The following is a 6,981-nucleotide window of genomic DNA, read 5'->3' on the forward strand; positions in this document are numbered from 1 at the left end:
AAAATCACTGAATGAGATGGTGGATTACCTCATACCTACAGGAGCAATGATTTCATTTCGATTAACCAAATCCTCTAGGAAACATAAACACAAAATGTCCGACAAACATTTTCACTTCAAGGAAAGACACAAATGAAATTTAAAACATTCGGTACAGTAATTATTTTAGTAACTTTACCAATGACGGGGACCTTGGCTGCATCTCTAGACCGCTCAGGTCAGTCTATCTCTGCATTCTTGCAACCAGGTAATTACTTTGAAGCGGGTATTTCTATATTAGATCCAAACGTTTCAGGTAAAGTGCGTAATGAATATTCACCAAATGCAACTCCACCAAGCGTGATTGGTTTACAAAATACAAATATTAGTGACATGGGGGATGATTATTACTTCCCTAGCGCTGCGCTAAAACTACAAGTAACAGATAACTTCTCTTTTGGTTTAATTTACGACCGACCATTTGGCGCAGATGTTACTTATGCACTTTCTGACCCAGCATCAGCTGCTGCAGGTGGCTTAGGACTATTTCATAATGGTACAGAGTCACTGGAAGTTGAAGTAAAAACCCAAAGTATTTCAATGTTGCTTGGCTACCAACCAAATGAAAATTTTAATTTTTATGCAGGTCCCGTTTACCAAACAATTGAAGGTGATGCTCAATTTCGTGGCTTAGCATTTGGTGGGAATAACAGCTTTGGTGGATATAATCTCAACATTAAAGAAACTGGCGGTGTTGGCTGGTTAGGTGGTATTGCATATCAAATTCCAGAAATTGCATTAAAAGCATCTGTTACTTATCGCTCTGAAATTGATCATGAAATGACAATTAATGAGAGTTCTATTGCAACATTAGGGCAAAATATTGGCACTTTTATTAATATGAATAATGGCTTGGAGCAAACAAAAATTACTACGCCTCAATCTGTTAATCTAGATTTTCAAACAGGTATCATGGCGAATACAGTTGCATTTGCAAATGCGCGCTGGGTGAACTGGAAAGATTTCACAATCCGCCCTTATGCGTTCGGTGTAGCTTCAGAAATCGCAGGGCCCTCAGTTGGCAAACCAAATGGATTTGATCTAGCTGCCTATAGTGATGACCAATGGTCAGCAAATATTGGCATAGCCCGTAAATTAAATGACCAATGGACAGGAAATATTTCTGTAGGTTGGGATTCTGGGGCAGGTAACCTTGTGACTGCATTAGGGCCGACAGAAGGATATTGGAATATTGGCTTAGGTACTCAATTCAGCCCAACACCACAAACGTTTATTTCAGGTGGGGTAAAATATTTCTGGTTAGGTGATGCCAACTTACAAACTAATGCGCAATTTAATACACCAAATTATGTTGCGGAGTTTAAAGATAATCATGCCATCGCATATGGATTAAAAATGGGCTATAAGTTCTAATGATTGATATTAAAAAAACATTTAGATGACCTGAGCCCAAAAGTTAGTTGGCTTGATTTAACGGCTTTTAGACTGAGTTCTGTAACGTACGGGTCTCAGTCTATTAAATTTATTCTTTGTTCTTTCACGGTTTTGTCCTGTTTATTAATTGCTTTAATTCTTGACCTTAGAAATATTTAGATTTAAGTATTTAAGACTCTCCAATCCTACGTATATCTTATCAGTGAAAGCTCGTGGGTCATTTGTGTATTGTTTAGTATTATCAGCACAACTTAATGAAAATAATGGAATTAAATATATTGCAGTAAATAGAATAAGGCACTCAAGCATATTAGAACCAACGTCCTGTAAAATTTTTAAGAAACTATTTAAAAATAACCAAATCAATCATAAGTCACAAACCGATTAAGGCGGTAAATTTCTTAATATAAGATCAAAAAGTAGCCTTAGTACATTCGTATTGATGATTAATTCTCTATTAAAAAATAATGGATATAAATAAGTTGATCACTAGGAAAGTCACTTTGACTGCTTTAGAAACTCAATTATTTCTTTTACAATAAACAAAACCACATCGTTTTCTCATCATTTCGTGTAATAATTTTTGTCTTCTTATTTCATAACAAGCTATTGATTAACAATCAATAAATTAATCACACTATATAAGTCAGCTCAGAAAAATCTATAGATTTTGCAAAACTAGAAACTGTAGTTTTCTTATAATCATAGCGACTGAAGTGCTCTGTAGCAGCACTTAGGATTTGATCTCTTACCTCATGATCTTCTGGTCCTCCCGTCGGGAGAAGATAACTACTCTTTTCCCGATTCATATTTTTATTTGACCCTTTTTGAAAATGACAGTTTAACTCGACCTATTTATTATTGACAAATAGTGACCATACAATAATATAGTCACTATTAATAATTATTCAAAACATTGGATAAATATATTGTCTAAAACTCTCGTTGTCTTACCAATATGAGCTAATGCTTTGCAATTCACGGATAGAAAAGTACAGGTACAAACTGATTCAGCCCTTGCTGCTGTAGCAGTTTATAAAGCGAGAATTATTATGCGGGAACAATCAGTACGCCAGCCGTTAAATACACATGATTTAAATCATGCGATCTTAAACGGACCAATTCCCCAAGTAATGCTAAAACTGGCGTTACCCACCATAGCTGTTTTGCTTGTACAAACCCTGATTGGATTACTAGAAACATATTTTGTTAGCTCTCTAGGAACGGATGTAATAGCTGGCGTAGCCGTAGTGTTCCCAATTCTTATGCTCATGCAAATGCTAGCGAATGGTGGATTTGGCGGAGGACTAGCTTCAGCAATTGCTCGGGCTTCTGGAGCAGGTCGATCAGAAGATGCCCAATCCCTTGTCTGGCATGGTGTAATTCTTGCTGGCATTTTGGGCGGAGTTTTTAGTATTGTTATGCTCACCTCAGCCCAGATGATATATCACTTAATGGGCGTTACTGGCTTAGCTTTAGATGCTGCCCTAAAATATTCCAATATTATTTTTATAGGTTCACCCCTTATATGGGCTGTAGCCCTACTCTCAGCCGCATTACGTGGTGCAGGTGATACAAAAACTCCAGCTCGCATAACACTTCTAGGTGGAGTACTACTTTTACCCCTATCACCTATTTTCATTTTTGGCTGGGGATTCATTCCATCATTAGGTGTAGCTGGAGCTGGGCTCGCTGTCTTAAGTTATTATATTTTTGCCATCATATGCTTAATTAGGCACATGCGAACAACACATAGCATTATCAAATTATCGATCAAGCCTATCAACTTTCAGTTCTTCAAAGATATTCTTGGTATTGGTTCACTATCCGCTATTGGAATAATTCAACTCAATTTAACTGTTGTCATCGTAACAACCTTAGTTGGTCAATTTGGTTCTGATGCAATCGCGGGGTACGGTATTGCTTCCCGACTAGACTACGTGCAAGTTCCGCTTATGTTCGGCATCGGTTCAGCAATCATGACCATGGTAGGTATTAATTATGGAGCTGGACAATTTCAAAGAGCACGTCACATCACATGGATCGGGGTTTTTATTACATTCCTTATCACTGGCTCAATAGGACTTTTCTTTAGTATTTTCCCTTCCATTTGGCTTGGTTTTTTCAGTCATGATCCATCTGTCCTTCAGACTGGAACGAATTACTTGCAGCATGTTGCGCCTTTTTACGGAGCAATAGGTATAGGTATGGCTCTTTATTTTGCAGGCCAAGGTTCAAAACGATTATTAGGCCCTATCTTAGCTGGCACCATCAGAATGATTATTGCAGCTGTTCTCGGAAGTATCGCTGTTCTATATTTTGATGCAAGTTTATCAACTTTCTTTCAAGTTATTGGCCTGAGTGCTTTGATATTTGGTTTGGTGTCCTGCTTGGCAAATTTTATCCATAGATAAAATTGCTCAACTTTCTTAAAGATTTTGCACAAATCTTCTAGAACTACACTCACCTCTTTTGTACCGTTCTAAGGGCTAAACTTAAAAATTTATGGGTGGATTGTTATGGGTAACTGGGTGGATATTTCAAAAGATACCAATACAGGTATTGAAACAATCCGTGCCCATTTTACTGGTCATGCTTATGATCCCCACTGGCATTCGAGCTATTTAATTGGTGTAACTGAATCCGGCATTCAACAATTTCATTGTCGTAAAAAGCAAATCAATAGTCATGCTGGGCAAGTCTTTATGCTTGAACCAGAAGAAATCCATGATGGACATGCTCCTGCGTCTGATGGCTTTACCTACCAAATGCTCTACCTACATCCAGACTGGTTGAAACAACGTATCCAAGGTTTATTTCATAATAGCCCTGATCACTACGAGTTAGTGATTGATGCACCATTAAAGTCAGATGAACAGCTTGCTATTATTACTTCTCAAGCATTCCAGCATCTGCACTATAAAGAAATGAATATTGTCAAAGATAATAGTCTAGACCTACTTATTCAGTATATCGCACAAGGAAAATGGCTAAAAAAAGCTCACCAATCGTCTTGTACTCACACGCCTCGAATCGCATACCAAATCCGAGATATTTTGCATGATCATCTATTTGAAGATATAGGGCTTGAAGACATCGCTCGCATGATAGGCTTAGACAGATACCATATTCACCGCATTTTTAAAGCAACTTTTCACTTAGCACCTCATCAATATCTCATTCAACTCAGACTTACACGAGCGCGTGATTTACTCGCCAGAAGCATATCTCCCGCACAAGTTGCTTCAGATTTATGCTTTGCTGACCAAAGTCATTTAAGTCGCTGGTTTAAGCGCTGCTATGGATTAACACCTGCTGCCTATAGAAAAATCTGCACAAATCTTCAAGATTAAAAATCTTAATTATTTCATCTTATCTCTCCCTATTAACTCAAGTAGACAAGATGGAAAACCTCACTGCATTTTCATTATTTACTATTGTTGCCTCAATTACTCCCGGTCCAACTAATTTTATAATTTTAAATTTAAGTAGCCGTTATAAAATTTCTAAAACGTTTCCTGTCATTTTAGGTTCTTGCATCGGGGCTGCCCTACTTGTGCTCATCGTTGGCATTGGACTGGGTTCAACCCTTCTGGCTTACCCAATTATTCAAAAAATAATGACACTCATTGGTTTAATCTGGCTAACCTCATTGGCTTGGAAATTATATAACTACAATCCTATTATTCATTTCCAACAAGACAAAGAAAAAGGTCCGATTGGTTTCATTACTGGCTTTTTTATGCAAGCAATTAATCCTAAAACATGGATGATGGCTTTTGCAGTGATTAGCGTCTACACAAAACAAGGGCAAGATATCTGGATGAATGTCTCAATTTTATCCTTCATTTTTTTCGTTATAGCTATTCCTTGCCTTTACATGTGGGCCTTAGCAGGCAGGCTAAGCAATCGATTATTTTCACAAACAAAGCATATGAACATTTTTAATAAAATGATGGCGCTAACACTACTCATCTCTGTATGGTTGCCAACCCTATCTACATTCTAATAATAAAAAATCATCAAAACAGGATAAGGATATCTATTTTTTAATATATAAATTAGGTCATATAAATTTTTATTATTAATTTTCTATATTAAAAAATACTTATTCTTATAATTTCATAAAACAACTTTTTACTGAATACTCATTTAATGACCTTTTTTTATTTTGAGAAACATGCTCTTTAAAACACATGTTACTTTTTGTTATTTATGTAAAACTCAACCTAACAAAAAAACCAAATAAATCATTGTTAAATATAAATTTATATTAAATATTATTCTGTAAATTTTGTATATTTTTTAAACAAATGTAGGTAATTTCTCACAACCATGTAAGCCAAAACCTACATAATAAGCAATTGTTTTTCCTATAATTAATTTCAGTACATATAAGCACTCTTTACTATTAAATAGAAAGCTGAATATTAATGAAGAGATCTGGAGAATCGGTAACATTATCTTTATTAATATAAAAACTCCTAATAATAGAAAAAGAATCTCAAAAATTTAATATGTACTATCTTTCCTCTGAAAACAGAGGAAAGATACTTTTTTAATCATCAGATAGGATATAGAAAATGTTTATTGCAAAAAATATATTTGTATATTTACTATCAATGTTAGCTTTATGCTTACTGATTATTTTCTTTAACTACCTAGGAATGAACGAAACAACCAACCTTCTACTCTCTTCTGCACTTTTTGGAATATTTATTACTTGGTATTTCAAAGGTAGCGGACTATGTCTCGCCTTATTTAGCTTTTTTTACTGGGCAATGTTTGTTATTAGCCAAAGTTTAGAAGTGATATGGATGCTCACAAGTTCAGTTATTATCTATCTTGTTATGACTAAAATCATTCCTAAACTCAAGACTATCCATATTGGGGTGATAGCCAAATAGCTAGAAAGGGTTCACCCCACGCTTAATCATACCTACTTTCTTAACTGTATTAATTTTGATTTGCTCAGCAATTAATAATTCATTTAAGAAATTTTTTAAATTCTGCTCATCAAGACGAATGGGATTAAAACTAGTTTCTCCCATACTTAAAAAGAAAGATTCAATATTTGTATTACGCTGTACATATTTCATTGACCAACGCTGAAAAGAATTCTTCTCAATGGAATATGTACATAGCCATTTAACATTGTAGTGTCTCTGATCATTTTTAATTTTTTCAAATAATCTTTCCACTAATTCTTGTTCACCCTCTAGGCATTGAAAGAAAGCATTATCGGCATAATAGAGCACACCACAAATTTGATTCAAGTCATTGAAATTTCGAGCTTCTGTTAGGATATCACGTAAATCTTGCAGTAAATCTTCATTTTTTTCGTTTCGTTGGCTGGCATAACACAGTCGAACGTTCATTAACAATTCCGTGAAATATAAAATTTCTTTATCTAAAGATTTTCCAATCTAACATATCTATTCCTGATAATTTATATTTCTTCATACGCTAAGCATTAACAAATGACTGATTAGTGATTAGTGATTAGTGATTAGTGATTAGTGATTAGTGATTAGTGATTAGTGATTA

6 protein-coding genes are annotated in these 6,981 nt (G+C 35.1%); 5 read left to right on the top strand and 1 reads right to left on the bottom strand.

The genetic code is table 11. The annotated features are described in order from the left end of the window. Positions 1 to 132 precede the first annotated feature (132 nt). The 5 genes from RMB03_RS04465 (at position 133) to RMB03_RS04485 (ending at position 6,341) form a co-directional block, all read left to right on the top strand. Complete coding sequence (locus RMB03_RS04465) at positions 133 to 1,413, top strand: outer membrane protein transport protein (protein WP_311074218.1); 1,281 nt, start codon at positions 133 to 135, stop codon at positions 1,411 to 1,413. Positions 1,414 to 2,486: 1,073 nt separating this feature from the next. Next, positions 2,487 to 3,848 carry an MATE family efflux transporter gene (locus RMB03_RS04470; RefSeq protein ID WP_311074228.1) on the top strand — a complete coding sequence of 454 codons (1,362 nt, stop codon included), beginning with the start codon at positions 2,487 to 2,489 and terminating at the stop codon, positions 3,846 to 3,848. Positions 3,849 to 3,953: 105 nt separating this feature from the next. Continuing rightward, a complete protein-coding gene (locus tag RMB03_RS04475; RefSeq protein ID WP_056481109.1) occupies positions 3,954 to 4,787 on the top strand; it encodes an AraC family transcriptional regulator in 834 nt (277 codons plus the stop codon). A 50-nt stretch (positions 4,788 to 4,837) separates the two neighbouring features. Further along, entirely contained in the window at positions 4,838 to 5,443 is a 606-nt protein-coding gene (locus RMB03_RS04480; RefSeq protein WP_311074221.1) for a LysE family translocator, read from the top strand. Positions 5,444 to 6,017: 574 nt separating this feature from the next. Then, on the top strand, positions 6,018 to 6,341 hold the full coding sequence (locus tag RMB03_RS04485; RefSeq protein ID WP_003650779.1) for a hypothetical protein: 324 nt from the start codon (positions 6,018 to 6,020) through the stop codon (positions 6,339 to 6,341). Here RMB03_RS04485 and RMB03_RS04490 read toward each other — a convergent pair whose 3' ends face one another. Further along, positions 6,342 to 6,812 (bottom strand): AnBLUF65 family BLUF photoreceptors, encoded by a 471-nt coding sequence (locus RMB03_RS04490; RefSeq protein WP_005039435.1) that lies wholly within the window; start codon positions 6,810 to 6,812, stop codon positions 6,342 to 6,344. Positions 6,813 to 6,981: the final 169 nt, after the last annotated feature.

Origin of the sequence: Acinetobacter sp. V91_7, assembly GCF_031799075.1 — a bacterium.
In the GTDB taxonomy this organism is placed as follows: Bacteria; Pseudomonadota; Gammaproteobacteria; order Pseudomonadales; family Moraxellaceae; genus Acinetobacter; species Acinetobacter calcoaceticus.